We start from the raw sequence: 15,345 nt of genomic DNA, 5'->3' as shown, positions 1-15,345 counted from the left end.
GTCCCCAACGCCCCACAACAACATATTCCTCTGACTACACGTTTGCCGGCGCATCCTCCAACGCTCCGCGCGGCACCGCCAACAACGCAAGCGCACACACGATGGCGGTTACCCCACAGATGGCCCACACGATCATGTAGCCAGCCAGCGGGGCGGCAAAGTTCTCGGCGGCCCCCTCGCTCGCGGCTCCGGCAACCTGCCCGATCAGCGCCAGTCCGAAGATCGCCGAGGCAAAGGACCCGCCGATGGTCTTGACCGCATTGGTCAACCCCGTGGCCATGCCGGTCCGGTTGAACGGAGCCGCCGCGGCCGCCGCGGCCGGAAGTGCCGCGACCAGTGCGCCGGATCCCAGGCCCGCAACAATCATGTTGGTCAGGACCTGGGTGAGCGATCCGTGCAGCGGCAGGAACATCAGGTAGCCGATGCCCACCAGGGTGTTTGCCGCAACCAGCGTCATTCGGGTTCCCAGAAGACGTGCCGCCACCGGGAAGAGCAGCGCGCCGATGAGCAGCGAGAGCACGTAGGCGCCAATGATGATCGAGACGCCCGAGGCGCTCATGCCCAGCCCGTAGCCGTTCACCGCCGGATCGGTGCGGGCAAAGGTACTCATCGGGATCTGCGCCCCGAGCACCGAGACGCCAAACAGGCCGGCGGTGAGCTGCAGCGGCCACATGGAACGGGCGAAGAGCACCTTGAAATCGATCAGCGGGTCGTCCTGCTTGTTTTCGTGGCGGTAGAACACGTAGAGCACGGCCAGGCCAAGCACCAGGCAGCCCCAGACCAGCGGGCTGGAAGGCCCGTTGATGCGCAGGAAGCTCAACCCGCTGGTGAGCAACAGCAACCCGACGGCCAGGTAGCCGAAGCCTCCGCCGTCGATCTTGGCTCCGCTGCGCGCCCCGTCGTCTGGTACGCCGAAGCCAACGGCAAAGATGCACAGCGTCGTGGCGACCGCCGGAACCACCATGGTCAAGGCGAGGTTGCCGCCGAACACCCCGATAAGTGCACCGCCGGCCAAGGCGCCGCCGATCACGCCCAGCTCGAGGGCACCCACCAGCAGGCCCGCGGCGCGGCGGGTGATGGGGCCAGGTGCGCCGAGCTTGCGGGAGCGGGAGAAGATGATGGCAATTTCCAGTGGCAGCCACACCGCGTAGAACCCCTGGAATGCCCAGGCGATCAGGAAAGTGGTGAATGAACCGGCGAACACCACGGCCCATGATGCGGCGGCTGTGACGATTGCGGAGATGAGCAGCATGCGCTTGTGCCCGAAAATGTCCCCGAGGGATGCCAGCAGCGGCACCGCGAGAGCCGAGACCATCAGCTGGGCGGCCTCGAACCAGTTCACGTCGGCGTCGTGGATGCCCAGGTGGCGCGCGATGTCGGTCATCAGCGGCGTGTAGTAGCCCTGCAGGATGCCGCTGGTGATCTCCACCAGGGCCAGGAAACCGACGATCGAGGCGACGGCGCCCCAGCGCACCGGGGCGTGGGTGACAAGGCCCGCGGGGCGGACGGGCGGGGTGGGTGAATGGTTCATAGCGGGACTCTACCGCGAACTTCAACCCTGACGTGATGCGCAGCACAAGGCCCGCGGGAATTATTCCAACCCACTTCGCGCTATTACATGCAAACGCATGCAAATATGGCAGAATGGTTGCCAGCACCAACACCCCTCAGGAGGGACAGAATGCAGTTCGGCATTTTCAGCGTCAGCGACATCACCCGCAACCCGGTCAGCGGCAGCACGCCGACCGAGAAGCAGCGCATCGACGACATCGTCGCCATCGCCAAGAAGACCGAAGAGGTCGGGATGGATGTCTTCGCCATCGGCGAGCACCACAACCGCCCGTTCTTCTCGTCGTCCCCCACCACCACGCTGGCGTACATCGCGGCGCAGACCGAGAAACTGATCCTCTCCACCGCCACCACGCTGATCACCACCAACGACCCGGTGAAGATCGCCGAGGACTTCGCCATGCTGCAGAACCTCGCCGGCGGCCGCGTGGACCTGGTGCTGGGCCGCGGCAACACGGCACCGGTCTACCCGTGGTTCGGCAAGAACATGCAGGACTCGGTGAACCTGACGGTGGAGAACTACAACCTGCTGCGCCGCCTCTGGGACGAGGACGTCGTGAACTGGGAAGGCAAGTACCGCACCCCGCTGCAGAACTTCACCTCAACCCCGCGCCCGCTGGACGGCGTGGCCCCGTTCGTCTGGCACGGGTCGATCCGCACCCCGCAGGTCGCGGAGATCGCCGCCTACTACGGCGACGGCTTCTTCGCCAACAACATCTTCTGGCCCAAGGAGCACTACCAGCAGCTGATCAGCCTCTACCGCGAACGCTACGAGCACTACGGCCACGGCCGCGCGGACCAGGCGATCGTCGGCCTCGGCGGCCAGTTCTTCATCCGCAAGAACTCCCAGGACGCGAAGAACGAGTTCCGCCCGTACTTCAACAACGCACCGGTCTACGGCCACGGCCCCTCCATGGAGGACTTCATGGAGCAGACCCCGCTGACCGTCGGCTCGCCGCAGGAAATGATCGAGAAGACCCTCACCTTCCAGGAGGCGTTCGGCGACTACCACCGCCAGCTCTTCCTGGTCGACCACGCGGGCCTGCCGGTCAAGACCGTGCTGGAGCAGCTTGACCTCTTCGGCGAGTACGTGCTGCCGGAACTGCGCAAGGAGCTCGACGCGCGCAAGCCGTCCGACCACCCGGAGGCCCCCACCCACGCCAACCGCGTGGCCGCCCGCGACGCCAAGCTGTTCGCAGGGAACACCGATGCCTGAGCACGCCTCCCTGCGCGCCTCCAACGCCGCCTGGGAATCCCTCTTCAGGGCCCAGGTGTCCGTGATGCGCAAGCTGCAGAAGCTGCCGGAGTTCAAGCTGCTGAGCACCCGCGAATACGACGTGCTCTTCAACCTGGCCCGCTGCCCTTCCGGGTCCAGCCGCCTCTCGGACCTGAACCAGCACCTGCTCATTTCCCAGCCGAGCCTCAGCCGCATGGCCGACCGGCTGGAGGCCAAGGGCCTGGTCGCCCGGCAGCCGGATCCCACCGACCAGCGGGCCGTGTTGTTCACGCTGACCCAGGCCGGCGCCAAGTTGCAGAAGGAGATCGGCCGCGAGCACGTCAAGGGCATCCATGCACTGATCGGCGATGCACTCACCGCCGAGGAGTTCGCCGTCCTGGAACGGCTGACCACCAAGCTGCGCGACCACGTCGAGTCCGACTAGGCGGGCAGCTGTTCCCGACGAAAAAGATCCGCGGGTACCGGGCGAAGAATCAACTTCCCCGGTACCCGCGGTTCTTTTGCGCGGCTCGACGGCTACATGGCCTGGCCAGGCCTTGGAGACAGGAATGTCCTGCCCGACGGGCCGTCTCAGACGCCGAACGGTGCCGCGTACCTGAACTTGCCGGCCGGCAACTTGTGGCCGTCCAGCGCCAGCACCATGAAGTGGTCGCCCCACGACATGTCCGAGGGCAGGATGCCTGCGGGGATGGCCGGGACGTAGCCGAAGCGCGGGTAGTAGCCGATGTGGCCCAGCAAGACGATGGCTCGCTCCCCCGCGGCCGCCGCACGGTCGCGGATTTCGTCGAGCAGCGCCCCGCCGATGCCACGGCCCTGGTGATCGGGAAGCACCGAGATCGGCCCCAGTCCCAGCAGCGGGACGTCCCCGTCGACCCAACCACGGGTGGCGATCACATGGCCGACGATGTTTCCGTCGACCTCGGCAACCACCGAAAAGTCCTGCAGGTATTCCTCGCACCCGAAGAGGTCATCCAGCAACGCGGCCTCGCCGGGCTCAACGCCACTCTCGCTGTCGGCAAATGCCCGAATGGTCAGTTCACGAATCGCGGGGCGGTCGGCAGGGGTTTCGGTGCGCAGCAACATGGTTCAAGGGTATCGTGCAGGGGTTGCGCGGCGACACCGGCCGCCAATCCCGGACACCGGCAACCAAGCCCATACATGGAGCAAGACCCGGCCTTGCTGGCCGGGCCCTGCGAATCGGTTGTGCTCACCTAGTGCGAGGCAGCATGGTGATGCTCGCGGTACTCGCGCATCGCCGGCTTGACCGCCATGCCCGTGGCGACGAGTGCCACCACGCCCGGGATCCAGGTATTCCATGCCACGCCCGGCATTCCGGAAGCGAAGCTACCCATCCACGGTGCCGCGACAACCAACAGTGCCACGACGAGCTGCACCCATTCGGCAGCGGGCATGCCCGGCATTGCCAGGTTGACCGCACCAATCACAATCAACGCGATACCACCGGCAGTCATGTACGCCATGGACATTCCCATCGCGTTGGTCCACGTCATGGCAAGCAACGTGTAGACGCCGCAGGCCACCACCAACCAGTTCTGCCATCCAGTAAACCGCTTCATGGTCCAGATCTCCTTGCCTTTCATCCCGTCCCCCGATTCACGAGTTTGTCGATACGCGATGAGGGGTCGCCCGTTCGGGCTCCGCCGGAAACCCGATGCGGACCCTGGCTTGCGCCTGGTCCCACAGCCTTCCGTCGGCTACTCTCATCCTGCTCCCGCGCACCTTGCCCGGATAGGGTACAAAGTCACCGGCCCCACCGGCTTGGGCCTGCTGGTTTTCGCGCCCGCCCGCCTTCGTTCTTGAATCCCGGCCCTTGCGGGAGGGGCCGCGGCGTGCTGGGATGGACCGCATGAGTGATGCGACCCAGGGACCCAAGTCCTATTTCCCGTCGATCGAAACCACGTACGGCCAACCCATCGAACACTGGATGGGACTGCTGGACGCCGTGGCCGGCCAAAAACACTTGGAGCAGGTCAACTGGCTGAAATCCGAACACGGCATCGGCCACGGGCATGCCAACGCGCTGGTCCACGTCTACAGGGCCGAACACCAACAGTAGGCCGTCCACACCCGGCCCACGGGAGTTTCGCCACCGATTGTGGATAAGATGTCTTGCAAGGCACGCCGCGCAAGACAGGCACGGCACCATCGAGCGAACGGAACCGGACACACCCATGCGAAAACACCTGAAGCTTCCGGCACTGCTGGCCACAGCCACGCTCTCCTTGACCCTGGGCTTCGGCGGCGCCGCAGCCCCTGCATCGGCGTCGGCATCCGTTCCCGCTTCGGCACAGGCACTTGCGCCCGCGGCACTGACGCCGGCCCCGCAGCTGGCCAAGAAGCCGGCCCCGCCGCGGAACCCGAAGAAGCTCAACGTGTTGGTCAACAAGACCTACCCGCTGGCGCCAAAGGAGTACGCCCCGAAGACCTCGACGATCGCGGACACGGGCATCCGCCTCGAGACCAGAACCGCCGCTGCCTATCGAGACCTTGCCAAGGCAGCCAGACGGGACGGGGTGAACATCAAGCTCACCTCCGGTTACCGCTCGTACAAGTCCCAAAAAACGATCTTCGACAATTACACCGTTTGGTACGGTCCGGAGAAGGCACGGAGCCTCGCCGCCAAGCCCGGCACCTCCGAACACCAGACCGGGTTGAGCCTGGACGTCGGAAACTTCAATCGGAAATGCGCGCTGAATGACTGCTTCGCCACCACCCCGGTGGGCAGGTGGATGGGCAAGAACGCCCCGAAGTACGGCTTTGTGCTGCGCTACCCCAAGGGCCAGGAAGCAGTAACCGGCTACAAGTACGAGCCGTGGCACTTCCGCTACGTCGGCGCCACACAGGCCCGCGCCATGGCCAAGAAGAAGTCCAAGACGCTGGAGCACTACTACGGCGTGGCCACCCTCACCAAGACCACCACCACCAAGGTGAACCTGCGCCGGAGCGCGACCACCGACTCGGACAAGCTGGCCAGTGTCGCGAAAGGCACCAGGGTCAGGCTGACGGGCAAGGCCTCCGGCGTCTGGTTCCAGGTGAAGGTCGGGACCAAGACCGGCTGGATGAGCTCGCAGTACCTGCGCTGATTCCCGCGCCCGCTCCCCGGCCGGGCACCGATGTCCGCTCCGGCGGCGCGGGAAACTAAACTGGATCCATGACTGCAACGCTCGTGGCCAAGGACCTTGCCGGTGGCCACGCCCACCGAACCCTTTTCTCCAACCTGAACTTCACTGTTTCCCCCGGGGACGTCATCGGCGTGGTGGGCGCCAACGGTGCCGGAAAGTCGACGCTGTTGCGTCTGCTGGCCGGCGTCGACGAGCCGCTGGGCGGCACCGTCTCTTCCGCGCCGGACGGCGCGTTCATCGGCTGGCTCCCGCAGGAACACGAGCGCCTCGAGGGCGAGACCATCGAGGCCTATCTGGCCCGCCGCACCGGCTGCGCCCAGGCCACCGCCGACATGGAGTCCACCGCGGAGGCCCTGGGTTCCGGCGCTCCGGGAGCCGACGACGCCTACGCCGCGGCGTTCGACCACTGGATGGCGTCCGGTGCCATGGACCTCGAGGACCGCGCGCCGGCAACGCTCGCCGAGCTGGGTTTCGACCTGCCCACCGACACCCTGATGACGGCGCTCTCCGGCGGGCAGGTGGCCCGCGTGGCTCTGGCCGCACTGCTCCTCAGCCGCTTTGACCTGGTGCTGCTCGACGAACCGACCAACGACCTGGACCTCGCCGGGCTCGAGCGCCTCGAGTCCTTCGTTTCCTCGCTGCGCACCGGCGTCGTACTGGTGTCCCACGACCGCGAATTCCTGGCCCGCTGCGTCACCCGCATCGTCGAACTGGACCTGGCGCAGAACCAGGTCGCGGTCTACGACGGCGGCTACGACTCCTACCTGGAGGAGCGCGCCATCAACCGCCGGCACGCCCGCGAGGCCTACGACGAGTTCGCCGACAAGAAGGCCGATCTGGTCTCCCGCGCCCGAACCCAGCGCGAGTGGTCCTCCCAGGGCGTGCGCAACGCCATGAAGAAGAACCCGGACAACGACAAGCTGCGCCGCAAGGCGTCCAACGAGTCCTCCGAGAAGCAGGCGCAGAAGGTCCGCCAGATGGAGTCGCGCATCGCGCGGCTGGACGAGGTCGCCGAGCCACGCAAGGAATGGGTGCTGCAGTTCGAGATCGCCGCCGCCCCGCGCGGCTCAACCGTCGTTTCGACGCTCAACGAAGCCTCCATCACGCGCGGCGACTTCACGTTCGGCCCGGTTTCCGCACAGGTCAACGCCGGGGACCGGATCGGCATCACGGGCCCCAACGGCGCCGGGAAGTCGACGCTGCTGAACCTGCTGCTCGGGCACCTGACCCCGGACACCGGCTCCGCGTCGCTGGGTTCCTCGGTGGCGATCGGCGAGATCGACCAGGCGCGCAGCTACCTGGGCGAGGATACGCCGCTGGGAGACGCCTTCGAGCTCGCGGTGCCGGAGATGAACCCGGCCGAGGCCCGGACGCTGCTGGCGAAGTTCGGCCTCAAGGCGCACCAAACCGCCTCCCTGGTCCGCGACCTGTCCCCCGGCGAACGCACCCGGTCGGGCCTGGCCCTGCTGCAGGCGCGCGGAGTCAACCTGCTGGTGCTCGACGAGCCGACCAACCACCTGGACCTACCGGCCATCGAGCAGCTCGAGGAGGCCCTGGAATCATACGAGGGCGCCCTGCTCTTGGTGACCCACGACCGCCGCCTGCTGGACAACGTCCGGCTTGATGCGCGCTGGCAGGTCGAGGACGGCAAGGTCCGCATCGGCATCAACTCTTAGGGACCAAGCACCCGTCGGGCCGCGCCCGGCCGCGTCAACCTGCTGCATCCACCCGCTTCCCGCACCGAACGCCACTGCCGGCGGAAAAGAGCAACCCATGCTTCAGCATTCCGATGTCCTCGACGCCGCCGCACGCATCGCCGGACGCATCCGCCGCACGCCGCTGATGCCCGTCAACGACCCGGGACTTCCCGGGGTCACCCACCTGAAGCTGGAACAGCTGCAGGTCACCGGGACGTTCAAGGCGCGCGGCGCCTTCAACCGGCAGCTGGCGGCCTTGGAGGCAGGGGAACTCGATGCGGAGGCCGGGATCGTCGCGGCATCCGGCGGCAACGCGGGACTCGCAAACGCCTATGCTGCCGCCGCCCTGGGCGTTCCGGCGAACGTCTTCGTGCCGGGGAACGCGCCGGCGGTGAAGGTGGCCAAGCTCAGGGCCTACGGCGCGGTCGTCCACCTGGTCGGCACCGAGTACAGCCACGCCTACGAGGCGGCCATCGAGTTCGAGGAGCAGCGCGGGGCATTGTTCTGCCACGCCTACGACCAGCCGGAAATCGTCGCGGGCGCCGGGACCATCGGACTTGAATTGATCGACCAGGCGGCGGGCGGGGTGGACACCCTGCTCGTCGCGGTCGGTGGCGGCGGGCTGGTCGGCGGCATCACGGCCGGCGTCGACCGGAAGATCAAGGTGGTCGGCGTCGAGCCGGAGCTGTGCCCGTCGCTGACCGCCTCGCTGGCCGCCGGCCGCCCGGTCGAGGTGGAGGTTTCGGGCGTCGCGGCCGACTCGCTCGGTGCGCGGCTGGTCGGCACGATCGGTTTCGAGGTTGCCGCGGCGCACGGCGTTTCCACGGTGACGGTGGGCGAGGCGGCGATTCTCGATGCCCGGTCCTGGCTGTGGCGGAACTACCGCATGGCGGTCGAGCACGGTGCCGCGACGGTGGTGGCCGCTGTCCGCTCCGGCGCCTACGTCCCGGCCCCCGGCGAGCGGATGGCCCTGCTGGTTTGCGGCGCCAACACCGATCCGTCGGACCTGTAGGCGCGCCGAAGACCCACTGCCCGGCGGGCGGCGGCGCCGCTTCGCGCCGAATGGCTCGCCGACCGCCCGACCAACAGGCACACCCACCTGCACCCTCCCGCGTGTCCGTGCCCGCCCAACGAGTCGGTGGGACTTGGTACCGTGTGGCACGGGGCAACGCACACCCCGCTACGGAGGAAGAAATGATCCAGCAGGCATTCGTGGAGATCGCGGAAGCCATGGCGCGCAGCGCCCACGCCGGCCAATTCGACAAGTCCGGCGTCGACTACATCACCCACCCTGCCCGCGTCGCCGAACGCGTGCTCCGCCAGGGCGGTGCCGACGAGGCGGTTGCCGCGGCCTGGCTCCACGACGTGCTGGAGGACTGCGACGTGTCGGCCGCCGACCTGGCCGCGGCCGGCATCCCCGACGCCGTCATCGATGCCGTCCAGGCGGTCACCAAGATCGATGGCGAAGCGCCGGAGGACTACTGCGCCCGCATCCTCGCCAGCCCCACCGCCCTGCGGGTCAAGCGCGCGGACATCGATGACAACACCGACCCTGCGCGCACGGCGCTGCTGCCCGAGGCCACCCGCGAACGACTCGCGGCCAAGTACGCCCGGACACGGCACCTGCTTGGCCTGGACACCGACATGGACACCGGCACCGGCCAGTAGCCGCCTCTTCCGGAGGGCACTTCCGGACCGGGGCCTTTGGCCCCTTGCCGACCGCCCGCTGCCCGGCGAAGAATGAAGGCAACGACAACTTCTTGCGCCTTGGGATTGGGGTGGACCGCACATGGAACACACTGCTGGATCGACCGGATTCCATCCCGCACCCGAGGTTTCCGCCCCCGACGCCGTCGCCGCGGACGACGCGTCGGGCGGACCCGGACAAGGTCCCCCCATCCGCGTCTTCATCCTCGACGACCACGAGCTGGTGCGCCGCGGGTTGCGCGAGCTGCTGGAGGGCGAAGGGTTCGAGGTGGTCGGCACCTCGGGCAGCGCCAAGGACGCCCGCAAGCAGATCCCGGCCCTGCGCCCCGACGTTTCGGTGCTCGACGCCCGGCTGCCCGACGGCACGGGCATCGAGGTCTGCCGCGACGTGCGCTCCATCGACGGATCGCTCAATTGCCTGATCCTCACCAGCTACGACGACGAACAGGCGTTGCGCGGCGCGGTGCTTGCCGGCGCCGTCGGCTATGTGCTGAAGCAGATCGGCGGGACAGACCTCATCGGCGCCCTGCGCAGGGCCGCGCGCGGCGAATCGCTGTTCACCCCTGGGCTCAAGCAGCGGATCGTTTCGGGGCTTTTTGCGCACGAGAACCCGGATCCCCGCATGGGGGCGCTCACCACCCAGGAACGCCGGGTGCTGGAGCTTGTCGGCGAGGGCATGAGCAACCGGCAGATCGGCGAGCGCATGCGCCTGGCGGAGAAGACCGTGAAAAACTACGTCTCGTCGATGTTGGCGAAGCTGGGGTTCGAGTCGCGGACGCAGGCGGCGGTGTTTGTGACCCACCCGCCGGCCGGGCCCAACGACGGGGGCACCTGACCGGGCCTGTCGGAAATGTCGGTCCTGTCGGGATTGCCGGCGGGTCGGGCGCGCCGGTGCCATGCCGCATGCGGCGCTTGGCATCCCTCGGCATGGGTCTCAACCCAGCGGAACGGCCCAGCGCAGCGTGGTTCCCTTTCCGGGTCCCGAATCCAGCCCAAGGGTGCCGCCGAGTTCCTCCGCGCGTTGGCGCATGTTCGCCAAGCCGCTCTCGGCGACCGGCACCGTGAAGCCCACGCCGTCGTCCGAGACCTGGAGCACCAGGGCACCCTCGGTGCGCTCCACGTCGATGACCAGTGCGCCGGCGTGTGCGTGGCGCACGGCGTTGGACAGCGACTCGGTGATCACGGCCAGCAGGTGCGTGAGCAGGGTTTCGTCGCCAAGCCCGTCGACGGCGTCGCCGATGTGCACCTGCGGCGTGAAGTCCAGCGGTTCGCAGGCCAGTCGGATGGCGCGCAGGATGCGGCTGCTGGGCCGCTCGTGCTCCCCGGCGCTGGTGCGCAGCGAGTAGATGGTGGCGCGCAGCTCGGCGATGGTCGTGTCCAGCTCGCGGGTGATGCCTGCCGCGCGTTCCCTGGTGGCCGGCGTGGGAAGGTGCTTGCCCAGGGCGCTGATGCTCAGGCCCGCGGCGAAGATGCGCTGGATGACGACGTCGTGCAGGTCGCGGGCGATGCGCTCTCGCTCCAGGTACAGGCGGACCTCCTCATGCAGGCGGTGCATCTGGACCAGCCCGAGGCCCTGGGCGATGTTGGAGCTGAAGACCGCGGCCATCTGGGTTTCGATGTGCCGGTAGGTCGGTTCCCCCTTCCCCCTGACCATCAGCAGGATGCCGTAGTGGGTGTCGCGTGCGCGCAGTTCGGTCAGCAGCGTGTACCCGCCGTCGGCAATCTCCCCCAGCGGCAGCACCGACTCGGGACCCTTGAGGATGGCCGGTTCGAAGTCCCTCGGGCCGTTGGGCTCGCGTTGCCCGACGTTGACCAGGATTCGCCCGGAGAGGCTGGGGTGGACGTGCTCGCTGATCCCCGCGATCCGGTAGGTGTAGCGGGGGGCGTTTTCGTCGTTCACCGGCGTGAGGACCAGTCCGTACTTGGCGTGGGATTCGCTGCGGGCCAACTCGGCGACGCTATCCAGGCCCTGGGTTTGTTGCTGGTCGCCGCCCAACAGCTCACCGATGCGGGAGCTTGCCTCGAGCCAGCGGACACGGTCAGCGGCATCCTGGTAGAGCTGGGCGTTTTCCAGGGCGACCCCGGCGGCTCCGGCGAGCGCGTCGGCCAGCTCGCGGTCGACGCGCGAGTAGCGGTCCTTTCCGTTCTTGGGCCCCAGGGTGAGCCGGCCCAGGAGTTGGTCGCGGGTCTTGAGTTCGACCCGCAACCGCTTGCCCTCGTCCCTGCCCGCGGATTCTCCCAGCGCGGCCGCGTCCTTCCCCCTGGCGAGGCGGCCTTCGGCCATGGTGGCGTTGGTGAGTTCGAGCAGACCGGCGGTGGCCCCGAAGATTTTCATCGCCTCGTCCAGCAAGCGCCGGACGAGCGTGTCGACGCTGAGGTCGCTGGTGACGCTGGCCATGGAGGCAAGCAGTTCACGGATGTGGGCGTCGCTGCGCTTTGACATGCCGCACACCCACCTTTCCCGCGCTCCGCTTCTCCGGTCCCCCTATGCGTCACCCTACTCATCCGACGGGCCGGTGCAAGGGGTACGCCGGGATGCGCCGGGCACAGGCCCCGCGGCCGCCCGGGCAACCCTCCCAAACCGTGAGTAGAACATATATTCGAACACATTTCGGGGCAAACTCCCCGGGCACTGCTTGCCCGCGGCGATTGATGAGTCTAGGTTGGCCACAGTAGGACAATTCAACGGCCGACGCACGAAGGGGCCTCCAAAATGACACATGCCGAAAAGCAGATGCAGGACATCATCAAGAGACTCGAATGCTGGTCGCAGAAGGCCAAGCAGGACTACCCCCAGCACCTGGAGGATTCCCTGAGGCGTGCCGTGGACCGGATCGATCCCCGGGGGCTGTCGCGGGCATCGGAGGAAGTCCTCGCCACCGTGACGGGAAACCGCGCGATGGCCAGACATGCACGGAAATCGATCGACAGGTCGCTGGCCTCGGCCCAACGGAAGTACGGCACCCACCCCTCGAAGGTGCCAGGCGTGCTCATGTTCCTGGGGGTGGTTACGTTGATCGCCGCCGCGTGCGCCGCCGTTATGTGGAGGGCCACGCACCGGATTGAGCACATGCCGAAGCTGGCATGGGACCCGGACACCGACGCGGGCTACGAGACATGGGGCATCGACCCGGACATGCGCAGCTGATCCCGACCATGCCCCATGCACGTTCAGCCCCGAAACCACGTCACAAAATACCTACCTGCGCGCCGTGATCCCGCGGGGCGCCACGCAACGAAAGAGGCACCAATGTCAACAAGCAACGGCTCGAAGGCAAAATTCACGGTACCCGGCCTTGAACTCAAGGACGGACAGAAGGTGGGCAAGGCATTGCAGATGCGCCTGCACGCGCTCAACGACCTGCAGCTGACACTCAAGCACGCACACTGGAACGTGGTGGGACAGAACTTCATCGGCGTTCATGAAATGCTCGACCCGCAGGTCGCCAGCGTCCGGCTCATGGTGGACGCGCTCGCCGAGCGCATGGCGACCTTGGGCGTTGCCCCCAACGGTTTGGCCGGCGACCTGGTCAAGCAGCGCGCCTGGGACGACTATTCCATCAACAGGGCAAGCACCGGCGAGCACCTGGCCGCCCTCGACCTGGTCTTCTCGGGCGTTATCGGGTCCATGCGCGAGTGCATCGCGGAAGTCGGCGCGCTGGACCCCATCACCGAAGACCTGTTGATCGGCCAGACCGGTGAGCTGGAACAGTTCCAGTGGTTCATCCGCTCCCACCTCGAAAACGACCAGGGCAAACTGCTCAACGCCGGGGCCAAGACGGAGAAGGACGCGGCGGCCAAGGCCATGTAGATTCGGCCAGGTGGTTGCGACTAGGTGAAGGAGCGGGTTGACGGATGGCCGTCTACCCGCTCCTTGCACGAGGTCACGCCCGGAATCCTGCGGTTACGCCAAGACGGGCGCTTCGCTGAAACTACTGCGACGTGGAGCGCTTCACCAAGGAGCCGGCGCCGGGCCAGGCTCGGGATCGGGGACCGGCCCGGGAGGGTAGCCCGGCGGCAACCCGGGATCGGGCTCCACGGGTGGATACGTCGGGTACACCGGCTCGGGTCCCGGCGGCGGGCCGGGCAGGGGTTCGGGCGTTGGTTCGTGACGCGGAGGCAAGGTGTCGCGGTCGGCCATGACCACCGACAACACTTCGCCTGGGTCGCAGTTGAACATGCTCTCTCCTCGGGATTCGAGTGCAAAATTGGTTCTTCGTGGCGGGAGCGGGACGATCCGCTGGAGGGGATCCGCATTGCCGACTCCCCGACTCCCCATGATTGCACGAGGCCAACCCCGGGATCCACCCATGTCCGGCGGGCATTGGCGGTGCCGGGCGATTCCCGGCACACGGGTCGGCCATCCGGGCACAGCGGTCCCCTGGTGAAAGGCCAGCCGCTCCCCGTGCTCGCCGAGCCGCCGGATCGAGGAGCGCAGCGATCGTTTTCCGCCACGTTCCAGCGCATGGGCCGGCAGGAAGGAGCCGTCGGCCAAAGGCCGATGCCCCGGGCGCTCACCCGCCACGCGGAGGCAACCCGGTCGAAGGCTTCATTGCGGGTCCGGCGCCGTCACAGCGAGCGCAGCAGCTGCCGGTAGAAGGCCACGCCCTTGCCAAGCTCGGGGATCGCGACGGATTCGTTGGTCCCGTGGATGGAACCGCGCTGGGCCTTGTCCATGCCCAGCGGCGCAAAACGGTAGACGTGCTCGCTGATCGCGGCGAAGAACCGGGCATCGGTGGCGGCCATCATGATGTACGGAACGGCGAGCGCCTCCGGGTGCGAGCGGCCCATGCAGGACTCCAAGAGCGCGAACTGCTCGCAGTCGACGGGCGAGAGCGGCGACGGCTCGGTCGCCGAAAGGACAGTGTGCCTGATCCTGGGATCGGCGATGCGCTTGCGGACCCCCGCAATGGCCGACGCCACCGATTCGGTGACGGCGATGCGGATGTTCAGGGTGACGGCCGCGCGGCGCGCCAACACGTTGGTGCCGTCGCTGCCCTGCAGCTCGGTGGCCGCAACCGTGGTGCGGACCATCGCAGCCGGTTCAGCGCCGACCCGGGCCAGCACCTCGCCGGCGGGCCGTCCCGGGCGGGCGACCAGCCTCAGGGCGGTGCGCATCAGGCCCGGCGCGGTGGAGCCCAGCCGCTTGAACATCTCCTCGGTGGCGGGGTGGACCGAGGCCGGGAAGGGCTTGCGCTGCAGGCGCAGGATGGCCCGGGCGATGCGCTGCACCGCGCCGAACGAGGGTGGCGCCGAGGCGTGACCGCCGGCGTCCTCGGCCTCCAGCAGCAGGTCCAGGATGCCCTTCTCGCTGACGCCGATGACCCCCACCGGCGCGCCGATGCCGGGGAAGGCCTGGTGCGCCACGGCACCGCCCTCGTCGAGCACCAGCCAGGGGCGCACGCCCCGTCCACGCAGGAATTCGACGGCCTCCGCGGCCGTGGCCCCCGCGGTTTCCTCGCAGTCGCCGAAGAAGAAGTACACGTCCTGCCCCGGGACAAAGCCCGTCGCGGCCAGGGACTCGGCGGCCTCCAGGATGCACGCCAGGTCCCCCTTGTCATCGAGTGTGCCGCGGCCGTGGATGCGGCCGTCGGCGATGACCCCGTCGAACGGCGGGTGCTCCCAGTGGTCCTCGCTCTCCACGGGCACCACGTCCTGGTGCGCCATGAGCACGATCGGCCGGGCGGACTCGCCGCCGCGCCAGTGCCAGAGCTGCCCTGTGATGCCGACGGTGTGTTGCTCGACCGCGCCGGCGATGTGCGGGAAGAGCGAGTTGATCGCCTGCACGTGCCGGGTGAATTCCGCCCGGTCTTCCAGGGTGCGGTCGGGGCGCGAAACGGTCCGGCACCGGATCAGCTCGGCGAGTTTCGCCGCCACGCGGAGCGAGACGTCGTCAGGGGCCAGGAATTCGCAGGGATCCGGGAGTCCGTCGGACGCCGGGACAACGTGTGAGGTGGGAGACATGTTCCGTAGTCTATGCCGGGATGATGCG

Annotated in this window: 15 protein-coding genes; 10 read left to right on the top strand and 5 right to left on the bottom strand. The window is 67.8% G+C overall.

The annotated features are described in order from the left end of the window. Nucleotides 1–34: 34 nt before the first annotated feature. The gene (locus ACIQLF_RS09830; protein ID WP_400297448.1) at nucleotides 35–1,531 is read right to left on the bottom strand and encodes an MFS transporter; all 1,497 of its coding nucleotides are present in this window, start codon (nucleotides 1,529–1,531) and stop codon (nucleotides 35–37) included. Between the two features lie 150 nt (nucleotides 1,532–1,681). On the opposite strand from ACIQLF_RS09830, the gene ACIQLF_RS09825 reads away from it, so the two are divergent. Both ACIQLF_RS09825 and ACIQLF_RS09820 read left to right on the top strand, forming a co-directional pair. Next, entirely contained in the window at nucleotides 1,682–2,785 is a 1,104-nt protein-coding gene (locus ACIQLF_RS09825; protein ID WP_400297445.1) for an LLM class flavin-dependent oxidoreductase, read from the top strand. Further along, nucleotides 2,778–3,230: a MarR family winged helix-turn-helix transcriptional regulator gene (locus ACIQLF_RS09820; RefSeq protein WP_400297442.1), complete on the top strand. Its 453-nt coding sequence runs from the start codon at nucleotides 2,778–2,780 to the stop codon at nucleotides 3,228–3,230. Before ACIQLF_RS09825 ends, ACIQLF_RS09820 begins: the two co-directional genes overlap by 8 nt. Before the next feature lie 146 nt (nucleotides 3,231–3,376). Here the strand turns inward: ACIQLF_RS09820 and ACIQLF_RS09815 are convergent, their stop codons facing one another. Both ACIQLF_RS09815 and ACIQLF_RS09810 read right to left on the bottom strand, forming a co-directional pair. After that, a complete protein-coding gene (locus ACIQLF_RS09815) occupies nucleotides 3,377–3,889 on the bottom strand; it encodes a GNAT family N-acetyltransferase (protein ID WP_400297439.1) in 513 nt (170 codons plus the stop codon). Nucleotides 3,890–4,017: 128 nt separating this feature from the next. Further along, complete coding sequence (locus ACIQLF_RS09810; protein ID WP_400297436.1) at nucleotides 4,018–4,383, bottom strand: hypothetical protein; 366 nt, start codon at nucleotides 4,381–4,383, stop codon at nucleotides 4,018–4,020. Nucleotides 4,384–4,673: 290 nt separating this feature from the next. Between ACIQLF_RS09810 and ACIQLF_RS09805 the strand changes: the two genes are divergently transcribed. From ACIQLF_RS09805 to ACIQLF_RS09780, 6 genes are all read left to right on the top strand, one after another. Continuing rightward, complete coding sequence (locus ACIQLF_RS09805; protein ID WP_400297433.1) at nucleotides 4,674–4,883, top strand: DUF4287 domain-containing protein; 210 nt, start codon at nucleotides 4,674–4,676, stop codon at nucleotides 4,881–4,883. A gap of 115 nt (nucleotides 4,884–4,998) precedes the next feature. After that, the gene (locus ACIQLF_RS09800; RefSeq protein WP_400297431.1) at nucleotides 4,999–5,910 is read left to right on the top strand and encodes a D-alanyl-D-alanine carboxypeptidase family protein; all 912 of its coding nucleotides are present in this window, start codon (nucleotides 4,999–5,001) and stop codon (nucleotides 5,908–5,910) included. Between the two features lie 68 nt (nucleotides 5,911–5,978). Then, nucleotides 5,979–7,625 carry an ABC-F family ATP-binding cassette domain-containing protein gene (locus tag ACIQLF_RS09795; RefSeq protein ID WP_400297428.1) on the top strand — a complete coding sequence of 549 codons (1,647 nt, stop codon included), beginning with the start codon at nucleotides 5,979–5,981 and terminating at the stop codon, nucleotides 7,623–7,625. 97 nt (nucleotides 7,626–7,722) lie between these two features. Next, complete coding sequence (locus ACIQLF_RS09790; RefSeq protein ID WP_400297426.1) at nucleotides 7,723–8,658, top strand: threonine/serine dehydratase; 936 nt, start codon at nucleotides 7,723–7,725, stop codon at nucleotides 8,656–8,658. Between the two features lie 182 nt (nucleotides 8,659–8,840). After that, nucleotides 8,841–9,314: an HD domain-containing protein gene (locus tag ACIQLF_RS09785; RefSeq protein ID WP_400297423.1), complete on the top strand. Its 474-nt coding sequence runs from the start codon at nucleotides 8,841–8,843 to the stop codon at nucleotides 9,312–9,314. Nucleotides 9,315–9,435: 121 nt separating this feature from the next. Beyond that, nucleotides 9,436–10,188, top strand: a complete 753-nt coding sequence (locus ACIQLF_RS09780) for a response regulator (RefSeq protein WP_400297420.1) — start codon at nucleotides 9,436–9,438, stop codon at nucleotides 10,186–10,188. 99 nt (nucleotides 10,189–10,287) lie between these two features. On the opposite strand, the gene ACIQLF_RS09775 is transcribed toward ACIQLF_RS09780, so the two are convergent. After that, complete coding sequence (locus tag ACIQLF_RS09775) at nucleotides 10,288–11,796, bottom strand: sensor histidine kinase (protein WP_400297417.1); 1,509 nt, start codon at nucleotides 11,794–11,796, stop codon at nucleotides 10,288–10,290. A 270-nt stretch (nucleotides 11,797–12,066) separates the two neighbouring features. Between ACIQLF_RS09775 and ACIQLF_RS09770 the strand changes: the two genes are divergently transcribed. Both ACIQLF_RS09770 and ACIQLF_RS09765 read left to right on the top strand, forming a co-directional pair. Further along, nucleotides 12,067–12,501 carry a hypothetical protein gene (locus ACIQLF_RS09770; RefSeq protein WP_400297414.1) on the top strand — a complete coding sequence of 145 codons (435 nt, stop codon included), beginning with the start codon at nucleotides 12,067–12,069 and terminating at the stop codon, nucleotides 12,499–12,501. Between the two features lie 102 nt (nucleotides 12,502–12,603). Then, nucleotides 12,604–13,164, top strand: a complete 561-nt coding sequence (locus tag ACIQLF_RS09765; protein ID WP_400297411.1) for a Dps family protein — start codon at nucleotides 12,604–12,606, stop codon at nucleotides 13,162–13,164. Nucleotides 13,165–13,922: 758 nt separating this feature from the next. Here the strand turns inward: ACIQLF_RS09765 and ACIQLF_RS09760 are convergent. Next, nucleotides 13,923–15,317 carry a M20/M25/M40 family metallo-hydrolase gene (locus ACIQLF_RS09760; protein WP_400297409.1) on the bottom strand — a complete coding sequence of 465 codons (1,395 nt, stop codon included), beginning with the start codon at nucleotides 15,315–15,317 and terminating at the stop codon, nucleotides 13,923–13,925. Nucleotides 15,318–15,345: the final 28 nt, after the last annotated feature.

The sequence above is a fragment of the Paeniglutamicibacter sp. NPDC091659 genome (assembly GCF_044756805.1).
In the GTDB taxonomy this organism is placed as follows: Bacteria; Actinomycetota; Actinomycetes; order Actinomycetales; family Micrococcaceae; genus Paeniglutamicibacter.
Note: the sequence above shows the minus strand (reverse complement) of the source record. Positions and strands in the feature narration are given on the sequence as shown.